Raw genomic sequence first — 23746 nt, forward strand, 5'->3', positions numbered from 1 at the left:
AGACTGTAGACATATTGAAAAAAGATTACGAGTGCCATATTTTGACTTTAGCTGGATTTGCAGATCAAAAACCCATGTCGCTCGAAAACGGTTACTTACCCGTTATAGAAAAGGCCCTGATAGCATACATCCAAAAGGAACTTCATAAAAAACCCATCGTAGTGGGGCATAGTTTGGGTGGGTTTTTAGCACTTTCAATAGCAAGTTCTTACCCCAACTTGTTAAAGGAAATAATAATTGTGGACTCCTACCCGTTTATGGCGTCGGCATACAACCCCAATGCCAGTGTGGAAAACATGCTTCCACAAGCAGAAAGAATGAGAGACATGATAATTTCAACTTCTGATAGTATCTTTATCCAACAACAAAACATCACCATGCCCACCATGATTACCGATCCTGAACATATTAATACAGCCATTGCATGGTCTTTACAATCGGATCGAGAAACCGTGGCACAAGCCATGTTCGAACTTATGACAACCGACCTAAGAAAAGAGGTGGAAAAAGTAAAAATACCTATCCTTGTACTTGGAAGTTGGTATGGCGCCAAAGATTATGGCATCACAAAAAAAATGGTACAGACCAACTACGAGAATCAATTTTTACAAGCTGCCAATTGTAAAATTGAAATGGCAGAAACAGCCAAACACTTTATCATGTGGGATGAGCCTACTTGGTTTATAAATTCGGTGAAGTCGTTTATAACTAATGAAGAATAAAGAACAGTATTTTAAACAAATCTATGAGCAGTCAAAGGACCAAATATATAGGCTTTGTTTGGGCTTTATGGGAAATAAAACGGATGCTGACGATTTGTTTCAGGAGGTTTTAATTAAAGTCTGGAACCATTTAGAAGGTTTTAGAAATGAAAGTTCCATACAAACTTGGATGTATCGCATTACAACAAATACAGCACTTTTAACGCTCAATAGAAAGACCAAATTAAGCCAAAAGGAAACAGATTACCCTCCAAACCTAAGTCACTATGAAGCTGAGAATTCGACCTCAACCCATAAGGAACAAGACATAAAAAATCTATATCAAGCCATTTCTACTTTAAAGGAAATAGATAGAATCATTATCGGGTTGTTATTGGAGAATTGCAGCTACGAAGACATTTCGAACATCACAGGTTTAACAACTTCCAATGTTGGAGTTAGAATAAACAGAATAAAAACACTATTGAATAAAAAACTTAAATAGCTATGGGAACAGAGATAGAAAATTGGAAAAATCTTTGGAAAGAAGAAAAATCGACACCTTTGGATGTAAATATGCTAATAACCCATGTAAACAAAATGGAAAGACGAGGGAAAATTGAGCGAATGGCTTTGCTTATTACCATTCCCATGACTTTAGCGCTTTTAGGAATTTTACTTCCTGTGCTTTCTAATGGGTATTATTTGGCAGCTTTCGCTCTTATTGGATTGGGCATGATCCTGATCCTGATACAAGTGTATAGAAGTAGGTTTGATCTTATACACAACGATGCGGAATTAAATAACCGCAGCTATGTAGAAACCCTTATTAGTAAATTAAAACAAAGCCTGCTTACAACCTCCAAGTATATGTGGGTGTACACGTTTCTTTTAATTCTAGGTTTAAACATAGGGTATGTGGACATTTTACACCACTTGGAATTATCCATAATCCTAAGAATTATAACGCATGTGGTACTAACAGCGGTGATGTTCTTTTTCATGTATTATACCATTGAAAAAAGGAAAAAGAAAAACAATACCGAAATAGTCCCCTTAATTGAATTCCTGGAAAACTTAAAATAACCCATGGAAAGCATCTAGCACCATATAGAAATCAACTTACCGGACCATGATGCGCTCTGGCAAGCTGCCGGTGCCAACCTAACAGAAATGTCCACCTGCTTTTAAAAGGATACCCTCTTGATTAGCAGGTAAATAAAAAAGGATTCCCATGTTGCGCACATATAAAAAATGCTTAAATTAGTATCTAATTAAAAGGCAAGCCTTTGTTTGCTTTTAGCCCATTTTAGCCGATTTCTCACCATCGCGCAGAAAAAAACAGTTTGATTTTAATAATAAGGAGCCATATTATCTAAGTTAAATCACAACAAAATGAACAACTTAAAACTACCATTGGTGTGTCTTTTTTTAAGCAATACATGTATTTATGCACAGCTCCAAGAGGAAGGCAGTAAACAAGAGTCTCAAAACCACTCCAGCAAACATCATATCGCCTTGTTCAATGGAGCCACAACTAATTTTAGCCATGAGTCCACATCCTATACAATTGGTTTAGATTACGAATATAGGATTTCCAAGCTATTGGGAATTGGGCTTCTTGGAGAAGTTATCTTCGCAGATTCGGAAGAGTTTTTAACGGGAGTTGCCTTATGTGCACATCCATTTAAAGGAACAAAGTTAATTGCAGCACCCTTAGTCGTTTTTTCCGAGGAGCACCATAGCGAAGGGCATGAAATCAAAAAGGAATCAAGTTTTGCTTTTCGAATAGGCGCTGGCTATGATTTTCATGTGGGGAAGTTATCGCTTGGTCCTACTGTTGATTTTGATTTTGGCAAAACGGAAGCATTGAATTACGGCTTATCTATTGGTTTTGGATTTTAGAGCGTTTTATGGCATTCGTTTCATTGGCAAATGGATGAAAAATAATAAGGGTAGAACCAGGACCATACCATTCCCAAAGGATATAAAGCATCCATTTTCTTCAATTTCAAGCATTTAACAAACAAAATACTACAGAATATTCAAATATTTCCTATATTTAGTATCGCTGCCCTAAGAATCTTTTGCTAACTAAAAAAGATCTATTATGACGTTAAAGTCTATATACGCAGTTGCCTTTCTTACGGCCCTCCTAAACTTTAGTAATAGCCAAACTGTCATGGCCCAAGAGTCGGATCCCGTGGCGCTCGAGGCACTACTTCAAGAGCTTACAAAAGCGAAAATAGACACCAATAAGGTCAAGCTGCTCAATGACATTAGTTGGTTGTACAAAACAATCGATCCTGACAAAGGAATCGCTTATGCCGAACAAGGCTTTGAACTGGCCACCGAGCTAGGCTGGAAAAAAGGTCAAGCAATAACCATGAACCATGTGGGCATTAATTCTTATTATAAAGGCGATTACCTAGGGGCCATTCCACATCTACTACAAGCCATAGATTTATCCGAGCAAATCCAACTTACCTCTACCCTAGGTATAGGCGCTATCATGCTTGGCTTATGCTATGAAAATACTGGCCAACCGGAATTGGCACTTCAGGCTTATATCAAATCGGTAAATGCCTTACGAAAAATAGACCACCCCTATTTCAAAACGTCTTTAAGAAACACGAGCAACTTATACCTCAATCTCTCAAAATATCCAGAAGCCCTTGTTGTAGCCAATGAACTCTATGACTATAGCAAAGCGTACAACGACGAACCTTGGCAAGGCATAGCATACACATTAAAAGGAAATGCTTATCAAGGACTGTCTAATTTTCCCGTGTCCCTGCAGAACTATTACGAGGCCATTAAATTATATGAAAAGCATGACATTAAATCCTTCATGCAGTTGGGTGATTATGATATTGGCATCATTTTTCAAACCCAAGGAAATTATGACAAAGCCCTAGAGTACTACAACAAATCCTTAGCCATTAGCGAAGACATGGGAACCAAAGAAACAAGTGCTTCGGTATTAACAAATATTGGGTCGGTGTACGACCTGCGTAAGGAATATAAAAAAGCCCGATCCTATTATCTGCAAGCTCTTGAAATTTATGAAGGACAGGGAAACCAGAAAAACATTGCCAGGACCGTTTATAATATTGGGGGCATCTACTTGGTAGAAAAGGATTATGCTAATGCCCTATTGTGGTTTGAGCGCGCTGTTGCAGCCTCACGAAATCAGATAGATAATTTTCAAACCAGTGTTATATTGGGGCTCACGGGTGAAGTCTATCTCCAAATGGCCATCAAAAACGACTCGACGTTGCTGATGAAACACTTCCAAGGCAACAAGGTCGCTGCCATGGAAACCGCCCTCGTTTACACAGACAGTGCCATCTCCATGTTAACCGACCAAGGAGAGCTTAAAAACCGGGCATTTTACCTCCATCAAAAAAGCAACATACAAGCATCCCTAAATCACCATGATGAAGCGCTGAAAAGTTACAAGCTGTATTCGGAAATCAACGATTCTCTTTTTAATATAGAACGTGACAAGAAATTTGTTCAGGCAGAGATGGGCTATGAATATGGCAGACGCGAAGATTCTCTTAATTTAGCTAGCACCAAGCAGAAGTTGGAATTACAGAATAAAATAGAACTCCAAGCGCTCTCCTTCGAATATGAAGCCAAGCAAGCCGCTGCACAATCGGAACAGGAAAAGCAACAATTGGCCTATGAAGAAGCCTTCAAACGGCAGCAGATTGAAAATGAATATGTCCGCAAGCAAATGGAGGCCGAAGCGCTCAGTCAACAAAAAGACCTGGAACGAAAGCAAGCGGAAGCCCTAAACAAGGCCGAACTTATCCGCCAACGGAACATTCGCAACTCTACCTTGCTTGGCGCCTCGGGATTGTTGCTGTTCTCTATAGTTGTGATGCGTCAGCGCAACAAGGTTAAGAAGGAAAAAGCCCGTAGCGAAGAGCTGCTTTTAAATATTCTCCCAGCAGAGATTGCCGAGGAACTCAAGGAAAAAGGAAAGGCCGCTGCTCGCGATTTTGATAGGGTCTCCATTCTTTTTAGCGATTTTGAAGGCTTTACCGAACATAGTGCCAAGCTCAGCGCAAGCAACTTGGTAAGTGAAATAAACCACTGTTTCGAAGCCTTTGATGGAATTATGGGAAAATATAAGATTGAGAAGATAAAAACCATTGGTGATGCTTATATGGCCGCTGGCGGACTGCCCGTTCCCTCCAACGACTCTGTTAAAAACACCATTTTGGCTGCCCTCGACATGCAAACCTTTATTAGCACGAGAAAAGCCCTTATGGATGCTCAAGGTTTACCTGCATTCGAAATGCGCGTTGGCATTCATACCGGCCCTATTGTGGCTGGAATCGTGGGAGTCAAAAAGTTTCAATACGACATTTGGGGCGATGCCGTAAATACCGCTAGTAGAATGGAAAGCGCTGGCAAAGTGGGCAAAGTAAACATAAGTCAACATACCTATAAGCTGGTAAAAGAGGATGAAGATTTTGCTTTTGAAAGTCGCGGGAAGATCATAGCCAAAGGCAAAGGAGAGATGGACATGTGGTTTGTAAGCCGAAAGAACGGATAAAATGGGGATATAAGTCTTTTAAGGCATTCCCTTTAGGACAAAGAGTATGTGATGTCCCTCTGGAACTTGTTTTAGAAATAAAGCGTTGTATGAAACCCAACTCCTTGGCATGTATTTGAAAAAACAATAAGTCCCTTCCAATCCTATCATAAAATCATAAAATTAAGTTAGGATGTGTGCTTACGCTTATAAAATAAATCTAATTAATGTATCTTGCCAGCCTAAGAAAACCTGTAAATTATGGAAGCAAGTAACCTGCGAAATTATATAAAAGAAGTCATTAAAAACATGCCGGCAGACTGGTTGGGCCTAACCACCCATCGATTGGATATTTATGATGAGGCATTGGCTAAAACACAATTTCTAGATGAATTTGAATCGCTTTTTAATGCGAATAACTCTAAGACCTCAGCCTTAAGCAACTTACCAACAGCTTACGATTATATTCGTTTAGGGCATCCCTTATCTTCTATATTGGAATGGGCCATTGCAAAATTGCAGGAGATAAATCCAGATAATGTCATCAGTTTTTCTTCAAGAACAGTTCCTATTTTGGCCATTCTAAGAAAAAATCTATTTGATAACAAGAAAACACAAATTGTTTATACTTGCGAATTACCATCGTTTTTTGATGCTGAGGTTCTGAAAAGCGTTTATGGGTATAACTTCGAATTAAAACAAGTTAAAAACGCGGAAGATGCTCCTGCCTTTGAAGGCAGCACCGTTTTCGTTTCACAGCAAGATCACATTGGGAAAGTTGCCTTAAATGCGAAAATCGATTTTTACATCCATCTGCATGCGCCCTTAGGAAGTGTTTTGTTGGTAAATGGCAAATCAAACGAAAGTTACATTTCCGATATTCAGCATGTACGAAGAAGAGAAACCATTGCCATGACGCCTGCCAATGCCCTAGAAGCCTTAAAAGCGTTGGTTGAGACAGCTTCCATAGGCACTCCAACCACTAACTTAAAGAATAATAAAGCAAGTGTTTTAGATTCCATTGCTGCCATTACAGGTACAGATACCAAGGCATTGGTTGCTTCTAGCGGACTATCTATCCAATATGCAATTATGATGGGCCTCATCCACGATGCACTAGAAAACCATCCAGAAAAGGCCATTAAATTTATTGTGCCTCCAAATTGTTATGGGGGAACAAATGATCAGGCAAGACGTGTTGCCGCGTGTCTGGAGAATGTCGAGATTGTGGATTTACTCGTGGATGGCGATAACGATATGGTTCAGAGCATCGATACCGTTTTGGCAAAAATTGCGAATGAGGATGCCATCCCGTACATCATTGCCGAAATTCCAACAAACCCTCGAGTAGAAGTTCCAGACCTTCAAGCATTAAAATTGGTGTTAACCGAAAAACGTAAAACCGCAACTGGTGGATTGGCCATCGATCCCGTGTTTATTTTAGATCAAACCTTTTGTCCCAATGTTCACTTTTTAGGTGAAGGCAAGTCTGCTGATAGTCAAGGAGGTATTCTATCCACAGTACGAACGATTTCCTTTGCAAGTGGTTCGAAATTCCCAAGTGGCGGACTATGTACCGCTGGTTATTGTGTAGGGAATACAAAAACGGATGCCTTGATGGATAAAATTGAAATTCATTTAGCCCTATGCGACAATGAAGCGACACCTCTTCAATATGAAATATTGGCAAAACAATTGCCTTCCATGAATCAAAGAATTCAGGAGGCCTATAAAAACACCCGCGAATTTGTAAACTTTATCCATGCTGCTTTGCCTGGAGCTAAAATCAATTTCGTTTCAGAAGCCTTAGCCCAACAAGGCTTTACCCCTTCAGTGTTTTCATTAGATCTTCCTACCAAAGGAGATACGACCGAAGAAAAAGAAGCGCATAAAAGAGCCTTGAATTTGAAGTTAATCCATTTAATGATTACTGAAATTCCCGATGAAAGTAAGTTCTGCGTGAGTTATGGACAATTAAAGGGCTGCTATTGGACGATACCTGCAACCTCTACCCAAGGGACGACTAAAGAAGGTGACAAGGATTATATTGTACGTGTAGCACTTTCTCCGAATATGAATCTGGAGCGCCATAAAAAAGTATTTTTGGATTTTGTTAAAAACATGTAGGTCAATTGGGAGGAGACAAGGACGTCCCTTCCCAATCGATATACCTTCTAAAGACACCATAAAAATAACCCGTGCAATTAAGTTGCACGGGTTATTTTTTTTGGTACAAACAGGCTTAATAAAACCCACTCTAAAGAATTCGGTTATAAAAAACAGCTAATTTATAGAAAAACTTGGAGCTTTTAAATCGGGTAAAAGCTCCAAAAGCCAAGACCCATAAAACAATGAGGATATTTCCAAAAAATACGGACAACCTTCCATATGCTTTTGATTATGAACAACCAAGCCGATGAGTATTCTGTAAGAAAATTAAGATATTTAAAAATATGATTATTATTTTACAAAGAAAATAGTATGTTTGCCAGGTTAAAAGTCAATATTTAAAAAAAGAAAAACATGAAAAAATTATTTTTAGTGGCAGCTGTCATATTTTTAGTTGCTTGTAGTAGTGATAATGATACAACTACGCCTCTTGTTGAGATAGTTCCTGAACTTCCTGAAGAACCAGAAGTTCCTGAACCAATATCCATAGCCTTGGAAGGACATGATAACATGACTTATGTTGGAAACACCGCCATTCAAGTTTCAGTGGGACAGGAAATTACTTTAACATTAACAAATGTGGGGCAATTACCTAAAGAATCCATGGGCCATAACCTCGTGGTTTTAATTCCGGGAACAGATTTAGCCGATTTTGCTGGCGCTGCTTTTGGAGCCAAGGCAGATGATTACATTCCGGCTTCTTTTGCAACTTCTATTGTAACGCACACCAATTTATTGGGACCTGGTGAAAGTGATACCAAAACTTTCCAAATAAATACGCCAGGGACTTACGACTTTGTATGTAGTTTTCCAGGACATTGGGGAACTATGAAAGGGACTTTTACTGTAGAGTAATTTTCACCTATTTTAATAACACAAAAGGCAGCCCGAACAGGCTGCCTTTTTGTTGGTATAAGGTTTCGTAGGTTAAAAATTATTGTTTATAACGATTGATCCATAATATCTTGCACCACTTCCGGATTTAACAGGGTGCTGGTATCTCCTAAATTAGAAGTATCCTTTTCTGCTATCTTGCGTAGAATACGTCGCATAATTTTCCCCGAGCGCGTTTTTGGCAAACCCTCAGTAAACTGGATTTTATCTAGTTTGGCAATAGGTCCAATTCTATCTGTAATCAGTTGGTTGATTTCTTTACGTACGTTGTCGTGAATTCTACTTTCTCCAGCATCCTTAAGCGTCACAAAACCATATAAAGCCGTTCCTTTAATATCATGAGGAAAACCTACAATGGCAGATTCTGCCACCGCTGGATGTTCGTTGATGGCATCTTCAATAGGTGCTGTTCCTAAATTATGTCCAGAAACAATAATCACATCGTCCACACGTCCTGTTATTCGGTAATAACCAACTTCATCCCTAAGGGCACCATCACCCGTAAAATACATGTTTTTATAAGTCGAGAAATAGGTTTCTTTATACCGTTTATGGTTTCTCCAAATAGTTCTGGCCATACTTGGCCATGGGAATTTAATACACAAGCGTCCTTCTACCTGATTGCCTTTTAATTCTTCGCCAGCCTCGCTCATTAAGGCGGGTTGCACACCAATAAATGGCAAGGTGGCATAGGTAGGCTTGGTTGGAGTTACAAAGGGAATGGGCGTAATCATAATAGCACCGGTTTCCGTTTGCCACCAGGTATCTATAATCGGGCTTTTCCGTTTCCCTACCACATCGTTGTACCAATGCCAAGCTTCCTCGTTAATAGGTTCGCCTACAGAGCCTAATACTTTTAGGGACGATAAATCGAATTTCTCCACCAATTCCGAACCCTGTTTCGCCAAAGCACGAATAGCCGTGGGCGCTGTGTAAAATTGCGTGACTTTGTGCTTGTCAATAATTTCCCAGAAACGCCCGAAATCCGGATAATGTGGCACGCCTTCAAATAAAACAGACGTAGCGCCATTGGCTAGAGGTCCGTAAACAATGTAACTATGACCGGTAATCCAACCAATATCGGCCGTACACCAATACACATCATTTTCACGATATTGAAAGGCATTTTTAAAAGTATAAGCCGTGTAAACCATATAGCCTGCGGTGGTATGCACCATCCCTTTTGGTTGCCCTGTAGAACCCGAAGTATATAAAATGAATAACGGATCTTCGGCATCCATAATTTCAGCAGGACATTCCGTAGATGCTTTATCCAATAAAGGTTGTATCCAGAGGTCACGTCCTTCTTTCATGTTTATATCGCTATGGATTCTTTTTACCATTAAAACACGTTCAATTCCTGGGCAGGATTCCAAAGCTTCGTCCACAATGCCTTTTAAATCTATGGTTTTATTTCCTCGAAAGGAACCATCTGCTGCAATAACCATTTTACAATCGGAATCGTTGATTCTGGTTAATAAAGCAGTTGCAGAAAACCCAGCAAACACCACCGAATGAATGGCTCCTATTCTAGCACAAGCCAAAATAGCAATGGTTAATTCGGGAATCATGGGTACGTAAATACAAACGCGATCGCCCTTTTTTATGCCCTGCTCCTTGAGCACATTGGCCATTTGGTTGACTCTTTCGTATAATTGTTTATAGGTAATATGTTCGGCAGGTTCATCGGGATTATTAGGTTCGAATAAAATAGCTGTTTTATCGCCACGGGTAGCTAAATGTCTATCAATACAGTTCTCGGTAATATTAAGTTTAGCACCTTCAAACCATTTAATTTCTGGCTTTGAAAAATCCCAGCTTAGAACCTTGTCCCATTTCTTTCGCCAAAGAAAATGCTCTTCGGCAACTTCTTCCCAAAAGTTTTCAGGTTCTCTAATGGATTTTCTATATACTTGGTAGTACTCTTCTAAATGTTTGATGTGGTAGTTGCTCATGCTAAATATAATTATGCTTAAATATAAAACAATGTCAAAAGGAATCAAAAAAAATGTTAGCTTAAAAGTTTAACGTTTTTTTTAGTTAAATTTTTATATTAGCAATCTAAACCCCTTTTCATGCTAAAAAACTACTTAACCTTCCTTATTATAGTCACATATACCCTAAATGCAACCGCTCAAAAAAAAACAGAACCTACTCTTGAAGAAATAAAATTAGCCCAAGCTCTAAAAGAAGTATTTCCCGACGATCATGTAGCTTCGGAAAGCGAAAATTATCATATTACATTTGAATACAACAAGAGAACTGACAAAGTTGAAGTATTAGAGAAAACAACTCAAAATCTGATAAATCTAGATTCTAGAGCAGATATTCAAGTGTATTCCTTTTATAATGGCGAATCTGATATTGAATCGTTTAAAATTAGATACAAAACCAATCGGGATGCTGATTTCCATATTCAAGATGAAGCCATAAAAAGTGATGATTTGTTTCATAACGATTCTCGCGTAAAATACACCAATTTAGACTTTCCTTTAAAAGGTTTTAAATATCAGGTTGAAATAGTTAAACGCTATAAGGACATAAAATACTTTACTAGTTTATATTTTAATGATGATTATCCGACAGTAAAAAAAACCTTTACCATTGACATTCCTAATTGGTTAGATTTAGAATTAAAAGAAATGAATTTTGATGGATATACAATTAATAAATCCGTTCTACCAGATGATAAAAACAACTACAAAACACATACTTTTATATTAGAAAATGCGTCAGCCATGTTTGATGACACTAGTTCTCCTGGACCATCATACATCTATCCGCACCTTCTAGTTTTAGCGAAATCTTACACTTTAAATGGTAATAAGATCAATATTTTTGAATCAACTCAAGATTTATACAATTGGTACAAAACACTTGTTAATAGTTTAAAAAATGACAATGCAGATATTCAGGCTAAAGTTTTAGACTTAACTCAAGATGCCAAAACAGACGAAGAGAAGATAAAAAACATCTATTATTGGGTTCAAGATAATATTCGTTATATCGCTTTTGTAGATGGTATTGCAGGTTTTAAACCTGACGAAGCGGCCAATGTTTTCAATAAACGTTATGGCGATTGTAAAGGTATGGCAAATCTAACCAAGCAAATGCTCATCGAGGCCGGTTTTGATGCGCGATTAACCTGGATTGGAACTAACCGAATTGCATACGATTATTCCACACCTAGCCTATCTGTAGACAACCACATGATTTGTACTTTGTATAATAATAACAAACCCATTTATTTAGATGGAACAGAAAAGTTTAATGCTTATAAGGAATATGCCAATAGAATTCAAGGCAAACAAGTACTAATTGAAAACGGCGATGAATTCATCCTTAAGGTTGTACCCCAAGTAAATGCTAATTTCAATAAAGAAACTGTAACTTATGAATTAACCTTAGAAAATGAACAATTAACTGGAACTGTTTCTAAAACATTCAATGGCGAAAGTCGCTCGAGTTTATTACAGTATTTAAATCAGTTGCAAACCGACAAAAAAGATTCCTTTTTATTATGGTATTTAAATGGAGGTAACTCCAATATAAAAGTAGAAAACATTAATACATCTAACTTAACAGATAGAGAGATTCCTGTAAATATTGATTATAACATTCAAATTAATAATGCCGTGTCTTCTTTCGACAACACCATTTATATTGATTTAGATTTAGAGAAGGAATTATCTGGTTATAATTTCGAGAAACGCAAAACCGATTATGTTTTCGATTATAAAAAACATTTACAATCCACAACTACTTTAAAAATTCCTGAAGGTTATAAAATTGAAAGTCTTCCAAAAGACATTGCTATAGCTAATAATAACTACAATTTAAAGGTCTCTTTTGTAGAGAGTAATAACACACTTATTTACAAGAAAGATTTTGAAATTACCAAAAACGTTGTTAAAAAAACAGACTTTACTGAATGGAATGATTTTATAAAAAATCTGAACACCCTTTACAACGAACAGATTACGCTAACAAAACAATAAAAAACACATGAAAATCCAATTCCTATTTATATGTATTTTTACATATACCTCGCTTATATTCTCTCAATCGAAACGCGAAATAGAAGCTCAAGAGTTTTTTTGGGGCGAAAACGATACTTATAAGAATGCCGCTGATATTCCTGAAAAATGGCAAAATGAATCGGCTGTAATAATTTACAAAAACGAAAACTACAATTTTCATAAGTTTGGTAAAAGTGTGGAGTATAAATCTTCACTTCGTAAGCGTATCAAATTACTTGATCAAGCATCGGTAACAGAATTCTCAACCTTTACCTATCAAAAAAGATTCAGTTCCTCTAAAGGGTATTCGGGTTACAACGCCTCGCATGCCATTGTGGGCTTAAAAGTGGTTAAACAAGATGGTAAAGAAACCATAATAGATATTGAAAAAGAAGCTGTAGAAGTAGATGGCGAAACAAAAATAGCCATATCTAATCTGGAAATTGGAGATATTTTAGACTTCTATTATTATAGTATTGAACCGTTTAAATCTATTGAAGCTTTTGGGTTTAGTCCTGTAGAGCAAACCTTAGGTGAAGAATATCCAATTATGGATTATAAATTATACTTTCAAACAGAAAACGACTTTTTTATCAACTTCAATTCGTTTAATGGCGCGCCAGAACTTACAGAAATTCCAGTTAAAAAAAACAACACAAGACGTTATGAATTAATTGCTAACGATATAGAAAAACATAAATACGAACGTTGGTTTTATCCGTTGGTAGAACTACCAACTTATAAGTTTCAAGTTTATTTTGCAAGATCTGGAAAATTTGAGGATCGTGCCTTAGCCTTTCTTCCAGCCAAAGAGGAAATTGTAAAACAAACCGTATCTAAAGAAGAGGTATTGGACTATTATGAAAAGTACACTCCCCTTGGAGATTTAGGCTCAATAGAACGTTTTATAAAAGAGAACGAATTTAAAAACGAACGAGAAAAAGTAATTGCTGTTTATTATTTTGCGCGGCACCAGTTTTTAACGCAGTATGTTGAAGCCATTATTGTAAATGAAGCAGATATTTTAACGACCCCATTTATTGCTACCAAAACCAACCCTCACCTGTTTAGAAATGAGCAATATTTTGTAAGACACTTTATGGCCTTTTTATATGATTTTAAATATGATTATGATGTAATAGTTGGTAAAAAGCGCTACGATGGAGATTTGGAAGAACTTTTAATTCAGAAAAATGCTAATATTCTTATAAAAGTAAACACGAGTCCACCTGTTTATTTAGATTATTTTAAAATTCATTCCGATGTTAATCAGTTTAATTATTTATTAGAAGGAACCGATGTTTACGAACTTTCGGCTAGCAAAAAACGATTGGATCAAATTTCCGTTGGAAAATTACCACAATCCACTTACGATCAAAATGAATCTTTTAAAGAATTAACAATAACCTTAAACGAGGATTTTTCAGGTTTTAATTACCAAGGAAGTAATAAATATAAAGGCTATGAAAAATCAGATCATCAATTTAATAAACTTATTTTTAAGGATTATGTGGATGAAGATTATCAAAAATATGGTACTGAGCCATTTGTGGAACAAATTAGAAGTAAAAAATTAAAAGAAAAGACAAGAAAAGAACTTGCTGCCTTAGTGACAAAAATGCGTGAGAAACAAACAGAAAGTTTAAAGAAAAGTATTGAATCTGAACTAGATATTCAAGATGTTAAAGACTATACTTTTGAAATTAAAGAAACTGGACGCTATGGTTTTGACACTTATTTCACTTATGATGAAAGCTTTAATACAACCGATGCTTTTATAAAAAAAGCAGGTCCTAATTACATTATGGAAATAGGAAAACTAATTGGAGGTCAGATAGATTTATCAGATGAAGAACGTAAACGCATTGAAAATATACATATGAATTATGCAAGAAGTTACAGCTATCATATTACATTTAATATTCCTGATGGGTACTCGATTTCTGGCTTAGATAAGTTAAACAAATCTGTAGATAATAAGACAGGATCTTTTATAAGTACGGCTTCAATTGAAGGAAATCAGTTAAAAATTACAACAAAAAAGTACTACAAAAACAATTATGAAACCAATGCCGATTGGCCATTAATGATGGCATTTTTAGATGAAGCATTTCAGTTTACTAACGAAAAAATATTATTGAAGAAAAACTAATTAAAATGATTCGTTCAATAAAAAAGCCACAACTTAAATTGTGGCTTTTTTATTATTTGAACGTTCGTTTTTTATAAGCTTTAAATTCTTTAACAACGCGTGGAGCCATAATTAAAGTGGCTGTCATGGTTGGAATGGCCATGAGGGCAAAAAAACCATCAATTAAATTAATCATTAGAGCCAAAGAAGTGGTGGCCCCCATTATAATACTGGCTATATATAAGTAGTTGTAATAGTACATATTGTCGGCCCCAAATAAAAAGGACATACATTTAGTTCCATAATAAGAATATGAAAATAAAGACGAAATACTAAAAACCGCAATACAAATCAACAAGAGGTACTTCCCTACTCCAGGCATGGCAATGGCAAAAGCCGAAGCTGTTAAACTCACCCCATTCGCATCTGAAGTTTGCCAAACCCCAGTAACCAAAATGGCCAAAGCAGTTAAGGTACAAACCACAAGTGTATCTATGGCCGGACCCAACATGGCTACCAAACCTTCACGAACAGGCTCGTTAGTTTTTGCTGCCCCATGCGCCATGGGAGCAGTACCAATACCAGCTTCGTTTGAAAAAGCACCACGTCTAATTCCTAATAGAATCAAACCTCCTACAACACCTCCTAAAAAGGAATCTCCCTTAAAATTATTGGCGGCAAAGGCATCGGTAAAAATCATCAGGAAGTATTTAGGTACAACCTCATAATTGATTATCAATATGAACAAGACCAGAACGAAATAAAGCAAAACCATGCCAGGAACCATTTTAGATGCCACCTTACTGATTCTGTTTAACCCTCCTAGAATAACTATGGACGTTATAATTACCAGAACAACACCTATGATGAGATTGGTATTAAAACCGACCTCTACACCATTTGGTACTAACAAAATATCGTTGATAGCTTGGGTCAATTGATTCACATTAAAAACTGGTAAGGCACCAACCAAACCACATAAACTAAAAAACACAGCCAGCGGTTTCCACTTTTTACCCAAACCTTCCATAATAAAATACATCGGACCGCCTTGGATCTTTCCATGACTGTCTTTCCCACGATACATAATGGCTAAAGTGGAGGTAAAGAATTTGGTACTCATGCCAATAACGGCACTAACCCACATCCAAAACACGGCTCCAGGTCCCCCTATGGAAATAGCAACGGCCACCCCAGCAATATTCCCCATACCAATGGTTGACGATAAAGCGGTGGTTAAAGCCTGAAAATGGCTTATTTCACCAGAGTCGTTTGGATTATCGTATTTGCCACGCAATACTTGAAACGCATGACCTAAATATCTAAAAGGTAAAAACCGGGAAAGGATTAACAAATACAAACCTCCTCCAATTAATAAAATTAACAAGGGCAGTCCCCAAGCGTAAGAAGCGAAATCGGAAATGAGTTGGTTGAGTTGTTCCATATAACAAATGTCGTGGCACTAAAAGTAACAAAGAAATGCGAAATACGCACGAATTTAGGCTGTGTTCCTTTTTGATAATCTAGTAAAAACCTGTGAAATTAGAATAAAATGCTTGACTATTTTTTCAAATAGGCTAAAACATTCTCTTCAATTCTATTCTGAATATTGGATAAATCGGCTTTCACAAAAGTTTCGCCTGTAATGTTTTCATATAATTCAATATAGCGTTCGCTAACTGTAGCAATATATGCATCAGACATTTCTGGAACAGTTTGTCCTTCCAAGCCTTGAAAATTATTGGCAATTAACCATTGACGCACAAATTCTTTAGAGAGCTGCTTTTGGGCTTCCCCTTTATCTTGACGTTCTTGATAACCATCCGCATAAAAATAACGAGAAGAATCTGGCGTGTGGATTTCGTCGACCAGTACAATTTTACCTTCCTTTGTTTTACCAAATTCGTATTTGGTATCTACCAAAATCAAACCTCTAGACGCCGCAATTTCTGAACCTCTCTGGAACAGTTTTCGGGTGTAATCTTCAAGCACGATATAATCGGCTTCAGCAACAATCCCTTTTTTTATAATGTCTTCTCTGGAGATATCTTCGTCATGGTCGCCCATCTCAGCTTTAGTAGCTGGCGTTATAATTGGATGAGGAAATTTATCATTCTCCTTCATCCCTTCCGGCATTGCCACACCACAAAGCATTCGTTTTCCAACTTTGTATTCTCTGGCAGCATGACCAGACATATAACCACGTATCACCATTTCTACTTTAAACGTGTCGCATAAATGCCCGACGGCCACATTCGGATCTGGGGTAGCTATAAGCCAATTTGGCACCAAATCTTCCGTAGCTTTCATCATTTTGGTAGCTATCTGATTCAAGATTTGTCCTTTGTATGGAATTCCTTTTGGCATGACAACATCAAAAGCCGAAAGCCTGTCTGTTGCAACCATTACCAATAAGTTATTATCGATATTATAAACCTCTCTTACTTTGCCTTTATAAACGCTTTTCTGATTTGGAAAATTGAAATTGGTATCTGTTATGGTGTTCATTAGAAGTAGTCTCTTAGTTGTTTTGCAAATGTAATTTGTTTACAAGCGCCAAGCAAATCTAAATAAAAAAAGGAGAAATAAATATTTCTCCTTTTTTAACATCCTTAATTTTATTGTAATTTATTTGAAACGGATATTATAAGTAACACCTACTCCTACATTTTGTATATCCACATCGTTTTCTGCAAAAGTGTTTTGATAAAAAGCATAGATATTCCAATCTCTGTTATGATAACCAATTTGTGGATTAACATATAAACCTCCTTGATTGTTGTCTATGTTTGTTAAAAATCCATACCCCACATCTCCACCGAAAAACAATCCGTTTGGTGTAAAATAATAACGAAAGAATCCGGCAAGCGGCACGACTCCAAAATCGTCAAAATTATCTTTTCCGAAAAAATGGCTATATCCAGAAGCAATACCAACCGCTATGTTTGGATTGAACAAATATTGTCCTCTCAAATCTAAACCTAAATTGAATGAAGATACATCACTGGCATCTCCTACTGGAATTCCCGCTGTTAACCCGGCTTTCAACCAAGAGTTATTTGGAGTGAACTCCACATCGGTCTGCTGAGCAAACATGGGACTAAAACTTAATATGACGATAACTAAAAATAATTTATTCATGTTATTTGTTTTATGATTACCCTACAAATGTCCATAACATAAAATAAATAAAGTTATACGATTAATGGCAATGTTTATAGAATTATAAGGAAAGTCACCTACAACACACCTAATCAACTGATTAACAAATAAAAAAAAGACCTAAATAAGTCCGGGTCGGTCGCGACCGACCCCTATGGTTCGGATTCAATACTCCTATAAGCTTCAATAACCTTTTTAACCAATTTATGGCGAATCACATCTTTATCATCTAAAAACACCATTCCCACACCTTCCACATTTTTCAAAATCAGCAAAGCTTCTTTTAAACCTGAAATGGTTCTTCTAGGCAAATCCACTTGCCCTGGATCTCCCGTTAATAAAAACTTGGCATTCTTACCCATTCTGGTTAAAAACATTTTCATTTGGGCATGCGTTGTATTTTGTCCTTCATCTAAAATAACAAAGGCATGATCTAGCGTTCTTCCACGCATAAAAGCCAATGGCGCAATCTGTATGGTTCCGTTTTCAATATATTGCACTAATTTTTCGGGAGGAATCATATCGCGTAACGCATCGTATAACGGTTGCATATACGGATCTAATTTTTCTTTTAAATCTCCTGGAAGGAATCCTAAATTCTCACCAGCTTCTACAGCTGGCCGGGTTAAGATGATGCGTTTAACTTCTTTGTTTTTTAATGCTTGAACAGCTAGAGCAACTCCTGTATAGGTTTTCCCTGTTCCAGCGGGACCTATGGCAAAAACCATATCGTTTTTACGCATAAGCTCAACCAATTTGCGTTGGTTGGCCGTTTGTGCTTTTATTAAACGTCCGTTAACACCGTGAACAATGGTCTCTCCACTAGCGGCACTAGTTTCATAATCGTCTTTGCTCTGACTTGTCAGGATGCGCTCTATAACATTTTCATCTAGTTTGTTATATTTTATATAGTGCTCCATGATCATATTAAATCGCCTATCGAATTCCTCTAGAAGATCCTCGTCGCCATAAGCCTTTATTCTCGAGCCTCTTGCTACAATTTTAAGTTTTGGAAAATATTTTTTTAATAGTTCTATATTGGCGTTTTGTGCTCCAAAAAACTCTTTTGGAGAAACTTCTTCAAGTTCGATTATGATTTCGTTCAAAAGCTATGTGATTTAATGAAAATTATCAATTAAGATTTATTAGATTTGTGCTTAAACAAAGCTACATAATTTTAATGTGAGTTCAGTTAAAAAACTATCAACAATTATTTCATGCCCATTATAACCTTAACAACAGATTTTGGAGAGAAAGATCACTTTGCTGGCGCAGTTAAAGGAGCAATTTACAGTGAATTACCAGATGTGAAAATTGTTGATATCTCTCATTCTGTATCTCCTTTTAACATTCCAGAAGCTGCTTATATTATCCAAAATGCCTATAGCAGTTTTCCTAAAGGAACCATCCATATTATTGGTATAGATTCTGAAATAAACGAAGAAAATAAGCACATTGCTATTAGTCTAGACGATCATTATTTTATTTGTGCAAACAACGGGATTATGAGCATGATTTGTGCCGATATAAGTCCTGAAAAAATTGTAGAAATCAATATCCACGATCATATTGAAACCAAATTCCCGGCTCTAGACGTTTTTGTAAAAGTAGCCTGCCACATTGCTCGTGGAGGAACCCTAGATGTTATTGGAAAAAACATAGAATCCATTAAACCAATAACAAATCTAATTCCTTACGTAAACGACGAGGAAACACAAATTGTGGGAAGCGTTATTTATGTGGATAATTATGGGAATGTAATTACCAATATTAAAAAAGATTTTTTTACCAAAATTCAAAAAGGTCGCGAGTTTGAAATTTCTGCCAGACACTATATATTCAGAATAATATATTCAAAATACAGCGATGTGGTTAATTTTGAAACGCCCATTGAAAAAAGAAACGACGAAGGAAAAAAACTAGTGGTTTTTAATTCCTCCAATTATTTGGAAATTGCCGTATATAAAAGCAATAGCAAAACCTCTGGAAGCGCTTCTACCCTATTAGGTCTGGATGTAATGGATGCGATTAGTGTAAAATTTATAAATGAATAAAACTGAAAAGCCAATGTTTGTACGAATTGTAAAATTAAGCTTCCATGAAAAACACATCCCTGAATTTCTTGCGAACTTTGATTTAAACAAAGAAAAGATACGAAATTTTGAAGGTTGCCGTTTTTTAGAATTATATAGAGATAAAACGAATACGAACATATTTTTCACTTACAGCTATTGGAATACGGAAGCCGATTTAGAAGCTTACAGACATTCGGAACTGTTTAAAAACGTATGGAGCAAAACAAAACCGCTTTTCAATAACAAGCCAGAAGCCTGGAGTGTGGACAAGGTGGCTTCGCTTAAGTGAATTCAGAGTTTAGAGTTCAGTTCAATAAATAAAATGATATATTCGTGCGCCTGCCTGTCGGCAGATAGGTTCGTGGTTAAAAAACATAAACAATCAATAATTAACTAATAACAATTACCCAAAACACATGTTTGCTATCTTAAGAAAAGAAATAAACTCATTTTTTGCCTCGCCAATTGGTTACTTGGTTATCGCTCTTTTTCTTTTATTAAATGGATTGATTTTATGGCTTTTTAAAGGCGAATTCAATATTTTGGATAATGGTTTTGCCGATTTATCCTCGTTTTTTCTTTTAGCACCTTGGGTGTTAATCTTCTTGATTCCAGCTGTTACCATGCGTAGTTTTAGCGACGAGAAAAAACAAGGTACTTTGGAACTTTTGGTTACCAAACCCATTAGTTTATTCAACATTGTTTTAGGGAAGTACTTTGGAGCTTTTATCCTAATTCTAATAGCCTTACTTCCTACGCTTTTATACGTTTATACCGTATATCAATTAGGAAATCCCATAGGAAATATCGATATTGGTAGTACCTTAGGTTCTTATTTTGGCTTGTTGTTTTTAGTGGCAGCTTATACAGCCATTGGAGTTTTTACCTCGACATTATCCGACAATCAAATTGTTGCTTTTATAGCTGCTGTTTTTATTTCCATTATATTTTATATTGGTTTTGAAGGGATTGCAGACATGCTTTCCAGTTCGTTTGTGGAACAATTAGGAATGAATGCGCATTATAAAAGTATGAGCCGTGGGGTTTTGGATACCCACGATATTGTGTACTTTATTAGCATCACTTTATTCTTTGTATACCTTACTAGCAAACGCATTACAACCAAAGGCATTCAGAAAAAAGAAGCAACCGTGTTAATGGCTTTAGCAATTGGTTTGTTGGCTTTAAACGTGATAAGTAGTAATTACTATGAGCGTTTCGATTTAACTTCAGACAAACGCTATACCATAAGCCCGGCCGCTTTAGGCATTATAGACGATGTGGACTCGCCTATTATTGTGGATGTGTTTTTGGAAGGCGAAGACTTTCCTTCAGAATTTAGACGCCTGCAATTAGAAACAAAGCAAATTTTAGAAGAGTTTTCTGCCCATAATAAAAACATTGTTTTTCATTTTATAAATCCGCTGGCAGATGAAGCAAACAGAGAAGCAAACATCCAACAGCTCAACAATCGTGGTTTAACACCCATGCAGTTGAGTGTAGAAGAAAATGGCAAAAGCAGTCAAGCGGTTATTTTTCCTTGGGCCTTAGCTAGTTATAACGATGTAACGGTGAAGATCCCATTAGTGAAAAATAAAATTGGAGCCACGCAACAAGAATTAATCAACCATTCTGTGCAGCATTTGGAATATGCTTTTGCTGATGGTTTTAGTAAATTGGTAAACCCTAGAAATAAAAAAATAGCTTTTCTTATTGGCAATGGCGAATTGAAAGGACGATATATTGAGGATTTTCTAAAAACAATTTCAGAATATTACAATCTGGCGCCTTTCACTTTGGATAGTGTGGCTAGCAATCCTCAAAGAACGCTAGATCAACTAAAAACTTTCGACTTAATTGTTTCTGCAAAGCCTACCGAAGCTTTCACCGAAGAGGAAAAGTTGGTTTTGGACCAATTCACCATGTCTGGAGGTAAAAGTCTTTGGTTAATCGATGCTGTGGCCATGGAAAAGGACAGTCTTTACAATACGGGCAAAAGTGTAGCCGTTGCAAGGGATTTAAATCTAACCGATTTCTTTTTTAAATATGGAATAAGAATAAACCATGTGTTGGTAAACGACCTCTACTCGGCGCCTATTACTTTGGCTATTGGCGAAGGTAGCGAAGCACGTTTTCAACAGTTTCCTTGGTATTATTCGCCATTGGTTAATCCGGAAGGACAGCATCCTATTGTTAATAATTTAAATTTGGTGAAATTCGATTTTGCCAATCAGATAGACACCTTAAAGAACGACATTAAAAAAACCATTTTACTTAGAAGTTCGATCCTTTCCAAAATAGATGGCACGCCCAGGGAAATTAGTTTGGAAATGACTGCAGAGGAACCAGATCCAGAATTGTACAAAAACTCATACCAAACCTTAGCTGTTTTGCTGGAAGGCGAATTTACTTCGGTTTATAACAATCGAGTCAAACCTTTTCCTCTTGAAAAAGAAAGAAACAAAAGCAAACCCACCAAGATGATTGTAGTTGCAGATGGTGATGTTATTAAAAATGAATTGGGCAAAAATGGCCCTATTCAATTAGGTTTCGATCGAAGCTCTGGACAGGTCTATGGCAATAAAGAATTTTTGCTGAATGCCGTAAATTACCTTTTAGACGATAACGGACTTATAAACATTCGTTCCAAAGAAGTTGAAGTGTCGTTTTTGGATTACAAAAAAGTGGCTTCAGAAAAAACCAAATGGCAATTGATAAATATTTTGTTACCCTTAGTGATATTGGGTGTTTTCGGGTTTATTTTTAACTTTTATAGAAAGAAAAAATACGCGAGATAAGTTCAAAATCTCTTGAAGAGATTCCCTTTTTCAAGGGAATGCTTTGTTAATAAGTTTGTTTCCTATATTAATCGCTATGCGATATATTTGTAATAGTAATTAAACGAACATAAAACGTATTTAATATACATGAAATTTATAGTATCAAGTACCTATTTACTAAAACAGCTACAAGTTCTTGGAGGCGTTATCAACAACTCGAATACCTTACCAATTTTAGATAATTTCCTTTTCGAATTAAACAATTCAGAACTTATAATTTCTGCGAGTGATTTAGAGACAACCATGTCTGCAAAATTGGAAGTAGAAAGCGATAACAGCGGAAATATTGCTGTTCCAGCCCGTTTGCTGTTAGAAACTTTAAAAACGTTTCCAGAACAACCTTTAACTTTTGTGGTTGAAGAAAACAACACCATAGAAATTAGCTCTAACCATGGAAAATACGCGTTGGCTTATGCGGATGGAAACGAATTTCCAAAAGCGGTTTCTTTGGAAGATGCCACGTCAATTACCATCGTTGGAGATGTTTTAGCGACAGCTATTAGCAAAACAATTTTTGCCGCTGGAAACGACGATTTACGTCCAGTAATGAGTGGGGTGTTTTTTCAGTTTTCTACAGAAGGACTAACCTTTGTGGCTACAGATGCCCATAAATTGGTTAAATATTCTAGAGAGGATGTTCAGGCCAATCAAACGGCTGAATTCATCATGCCTAAAAAACCTTTAAATCTTTTAAAAGGTATTTTAGCTGCTAGTGATGATAATGTAACCATTGAATACAACGATTCCAATGCGAAATTCACTTTTGAAAACACCATTTTAATCTGTCGTTTAATTGATGGAAAATATCCTAATTACGAAGCGGTTATTCCAAAAGAGAATCCAAACAGATTGGTTATAGACAGAACACAGTTTTTAAATTCTGTGCGTCGTGTTAGTATTTTCTCTAACAAAACAACACATCAAATACGATTGAAAATTGCTGGAGCAGAATTAAATATTTCAGCAGAAGATATCGATTATAGCAACAAAGCAGAAGAGCGTTTAACTTGCGATTATCAAGGAGACGATATGCAAATTGGGTTTAACTCGCGTTTCTTAACCGAGATGTTGAACAACCTAACTTCAGACGAAGTACAACTTGAAATGAGCTTACCAAACAGAGCAGGAATCTTAACTCCTATCGATGGTTTGGATGAAGGCGAACAAGTAACCATGCTTGTAATGCCTGTAATGTTGAATAGCTAA

Annotated in this window: 18 protein-coding genes; 13 read left to right on the forward strand and 5 right to left on the reverse strand. The window is 36.6% G+C overall.

Features of this window, described 5'->3' with window-relative positions; all coding sequences use genetic code 11:
- From VKY47_RS05535 to VKY47_RS05565, 7 genes are all read left to right on the forward strand, one after another.
- Positions 1–722, forward strand: a 722-nt coding sequence (locus VKY47_RS05535; protein ID WP_324311054.1) for an alpha/beta fold hydrolase, incomplete at its 5' end; no start/stop codon positions are given.
- A complete protein-coding gene (locus tag VKY47_RS05540) occupies positions 712–1206 on the forward strand; it encodes an RNA polymerase sigma factor (protein WP_324311056.1) in 495 nt (164 codons plus the stop codon). The genes VKY47_RS05535 and VKY47_RS05540, both read left to right, overlap by 11 nt.
- A 2-nt stretch (positions 1207–1208) precedes the next feature.
- Complete coding sequence (locus VKY47_RS05545) at positions 1209–1787, forward strand: hypothetical protein (RefSeq protein WP_324311058.1); 579 nt, start codon at positions 1209–1211, stop codon at positions 1785–1787.
- Between the two features lie 309 nt (positions 1788–2096).
- The gene (locus tag VKY47_RS05550; protein WP_324311060.1) at positions 2097–2606 is read left to right on the forward strand and encodes a hypothetical protein; all 510 of its coding nucleotides are present in this window, start codon (positions 2097–2099) and stop codon (positions 2604–2606) included.
- 277 nt (positions 2607–2883) lie between these two features.
- Positions 2884–5271 (forward strand): adenylate/guanylate cyclase domain-containing protein, encoded by a 2388-nt coding sequence (locus tag VKY47_RS05555; protein WP_324311062.1) that lies wholly within the window; start codon positions 2884–2886, stop codon positions 5269–5271.
- A gap of 240 nt (positions 5272–5511) precedes the next feature.
- Positions 5512–7377 carry a PLP-dependent aminotransferase family protein gene (locus VKY47_RS05560; protein WP_324311064.1) on the forward strand — a complete coding sequence of 622 codons (1866 nt, stop codon included), beginning with the start codon at positions 5512–5514 and terminating at the stop codon, positions 7375–7377.
- 396 nt (positions 7378–7773) lie between these two features.
- The gene (locus tag VKY47_RS05565; RefSeq protein ID WP_324311067.1) at positions 7774–8274 is read left to right on the forward strand and encodes a plastocyanin/azurin family copper-binding protein; all 501 of its coding nucleotides are present in this window, start codon (positions 7774–7776) and stop codon (positions 8272–8274) included.
- Positions 8275–8360: 86 nt separating this feature from the next.
- On the opposite strand, the gene acs is transcribed toward VKY47_RS05565, so the two are convergent.
- Positions 8361–10268: an acetate--CoA ligase gene (gene acs / locus VKY47_RS05570; RefSeq protein ID WP_324311068.1), complete on the reverse strand. Its 1908-nt coding sequence runs from the start codon at positions 10266–10268 to the stop codon at positions 8361–8363.
- Between the two features lie 120 nt (positions 10269–10388).
- On the opposite strand from acs, the gene VKY47_RS05575 reads away from it, so the two are divergent.
- Positions 10389–12311 (forward strand): transglutaminase-like domain-containing protein, encoded by a 1923-nt coding sequence (locus VKY47_RS05575; RefSeq protein WP_324311070.1) that lies wholly within the window; start codon positions 10389–10391, stop codon positions 12309–12311.
- Positions 12312–12318: 7 nt separating this feature from the next.
- The gene (locus tag VKY47_RS05580; protein ID WP_324311072.1) at positions 12319–14484 is read left to right on the forward strand and encodes a hypothetical protein; all 2166 of its coding nucleotides are present in this window, start codon (positions 12319–12321) and stop codon (positions 14482–14484) included.
- Between the two features lie 52 nt (positions 14485–14536).
- On the opposite strand, the gene VKY47_RS05585 is transcribed toward VKY47_RS05580, so the two are convergent.
- The 4 genes from VKY47_RS05585 to VKY47_RS05600 form a co-directional block, all read right to left on the reverse strand.
- Positions 14537–15907 carry an alanine/glycine:cation symporter family protein gene (locus tag VKY47_RS05585; RefSeq protein ID WP_324311073.1) on the reverse strand — a complete coding sequence of 457 codons (1371 nt, stop codon included), beginning with the start codon at positions 15905–15907 and terminating at the stop codon, positions 14537–14539.
- Positions 15908–16023: 116 nt separating this feature from the next.
- On the reverse strand, positions 16024–16971 hold the full coding sequence (locus VKY47_RS05590) for a phosphoribosylaminoimidazolesuccinocarboxamide synthase (protein WP_324311075.1): 948 nt from the start codon (positions 16969–16971) through the stop codon (positions 16024–16026).
- A gap of 120 nt (positions 16972–17091) precedes the next feature.
- Positions 17092–17604 carry a hypothetical protein gene (locus VKY47_RS05595; protein WP_324311077.1) on the reverse strand — a complete coding sequence of 171 codons (513 nt, stop codon included), beginning with the start codon at positions 17602–17604 and terminating at the stop codon, positions 17092–17094.
- Positions 17605–17777: 173 nt separating this feature from the next.
- Positions 17778–18731 (reverse strand): PhoH family protein, encoded by a 954-nt coding sequence (locus VKY47_RS05600; protein ID WP_324311079.1) that lies wholly within the window; start codon positions 18729–18731, stop codon positions 17778–17780.
- A gap of 111 nt (positions 18732–18842) precedes the next feature.
- Here VKY47_RS05600 and VKY47_RS05605 point away from each other — a divergent pair, with 111 nt between their 5' ends.
- From VKY47_RS05605 to dnaN, 4 genes are all read left to right on the forward strand, one after another.
- On the forward strand, positions 18843–19679 hold the full coding sequence (locus VKY47_RS05605) for an SAM hydrolase/SAM-dependent halogenase family protein (protein WP_324311081.1): 837 nt from the start codon (positions 18843–18845) through the stop codon (positions 19677–19679).
- A 13-nt stretch (positions 19680–19692) separates the two neighbouring features.
- Positions 19693–19989 (forward strand): putative quinol monooxygenase, encoded by a 297-nt coding sequence (locus VKY47_RS05610; RefSeq protein WP_324311087.1) that lies wholly within the window; start codon positions 19693–19695, stop codon positions 19987–19989.
- Positions 19990–20116: 127 nt separating this feature from the next.
- Positions 20117–22498: a gliding motility-associated ABC transporter substrate-binding protein GldG gene (gene gldG / locus VKY47_RS05615; protein ID WP_324311083.1), complete on the forward strand. Its 2382-nt coding sequence runs from the start codon at positions 20117–20119 to the stop codon at positions 22496–22498.
- Positions 22499–22627: 129 nt separating this feature from the next.
- Positions 22628–23746, forward strand: a complete 1119-nt coding sequence (dnaN, locus tag VKY47_RS05620; RefSeq protein ID WP_324311085.1) for a DNA polymerase III subunit beta — start codon at positions 22628–22630, stop codon at positions 23744–23746.

The sequence above is a fragment of the Xanthomarina sp. genome (assembly GCF_035306705.1).
Lineage (GTDB): Bacteria > Bacteroidota > Bacteroidia > Flavobacteriales > Flavobacteriaceae > Xanthomarina.

Excerpts from the sequence above, each read along its gene's own strand:
- VKY47_RS05575 (WP_324311070.1), top strand. The coding sequence starts at position 10,389 with ATGCTAAAAAACTACTTAACCTTCCTTATTATAGTCACATATACCCTA.
- acs (WP_324311068.1), bottom strand. The coding sequence starts at position 10,268 with ATGAGCAACTACCACATCAAACATTTAGAAGAGTACTACCAAGTATAT.
- VKY47_RS05550 (WP_324311060.1), top strand. The coding sequence starts at position 2,097 with ATGAACAACTTAAAACTACCATTGGTGTGTCTTTTTTTAAGCAATACA.
- VKY47_RS05585 (WP_324311073.1), bottom strand. The coding sequence starts at position 15,907 with ATGGAACAACTCAACCAACTCATTTCCGATTTCGCTTCTTACGCTTGG.
- VKY47_RS05580 (WP_324311072.1), top strand. The coding sequence starts at position 12,319 with ATGAAAATCCAATTCCTATTTATATGTATTTTTACATATACCTCGCTT.
- VKY47_RS05555 (WP_324311062.1), top strand. The coding sequence starts at position 2,884 with ATGGCCCAAGAGTCGGATCCCGTGGCGCTCGAGGCACTACTTCAAGAG.
- VKY47_RS05590 (WP_324311075.1), bottom strand. The coding sequence starts at position 16,971 with ATGAACACCATAACAGATACCAATTTCAATTTTCCAAATCAGAAAAGC.
- dnaN (WP_324311085.1), top strand. The coding sequence starts at position 22,628 with ATGAAATTTATAGTATCAAGTACCTATTTACTAAAACAGCTACAAGTT.
- VKY47_RS05560 (WP_324311064.1), top strand. The coding sequence starts at position 5,512 with ATGGAAGCAAGTAACCTGCGAAATTATATAAAAGAAGTCATTAAAAAC.
- VKY47_RS05540 (WP_324311056.1), top strand. The coding sequence starts at position 712 with ATGAAGAATAAAGAACAGTATTTTAAACAAATCTATGAGCAGTCAAAG.
- VKY47_RS05565 (WP_324311067.1), top strand. The coding sequence starts at position 7,774 with ATGAAAAAATTATTTTTAGTGGCAGCTGTCATATTTTTAGTTGCTTGT.
- gldG (WP_324311083.1), top strand. The coding sequence starts at position 20,117 with ATGTTTGCTATCTTAAGAAAAGAAATAAACTCATTTTTTGCCTCGCCA.
- VKY47_RS05545 (WP_324311058.1), top strand. The coding sequence starts at position 1,209 with ATGGGAACAGAGATAGAAAATTGGAAAAATCTTTGGAAAGAAGAAAAA.
- VKY47_RS05605 (WP_324311081.1), top strand. The coding sequence starts at position 18,843 with ATGCCCATTATAACCTTAACAACAGATTTTGGAGAGAAAGATCACTTT.
- VKY47_RS05595 (WP_324311077.1), bottom strand. The coding sequence starts at position 17,604 with ATGAATAAATTATTTTTAGTTATCGTCATATTAAGTTTTAGTCCCATG.
- VKY47_RS05610 (WP_324311087.1), top strand. The coding sequence starts at position 19,693 with ATGTTTGTACGAATTGTAAAATTAAGCTTCCATGAAAAACACATCCCT.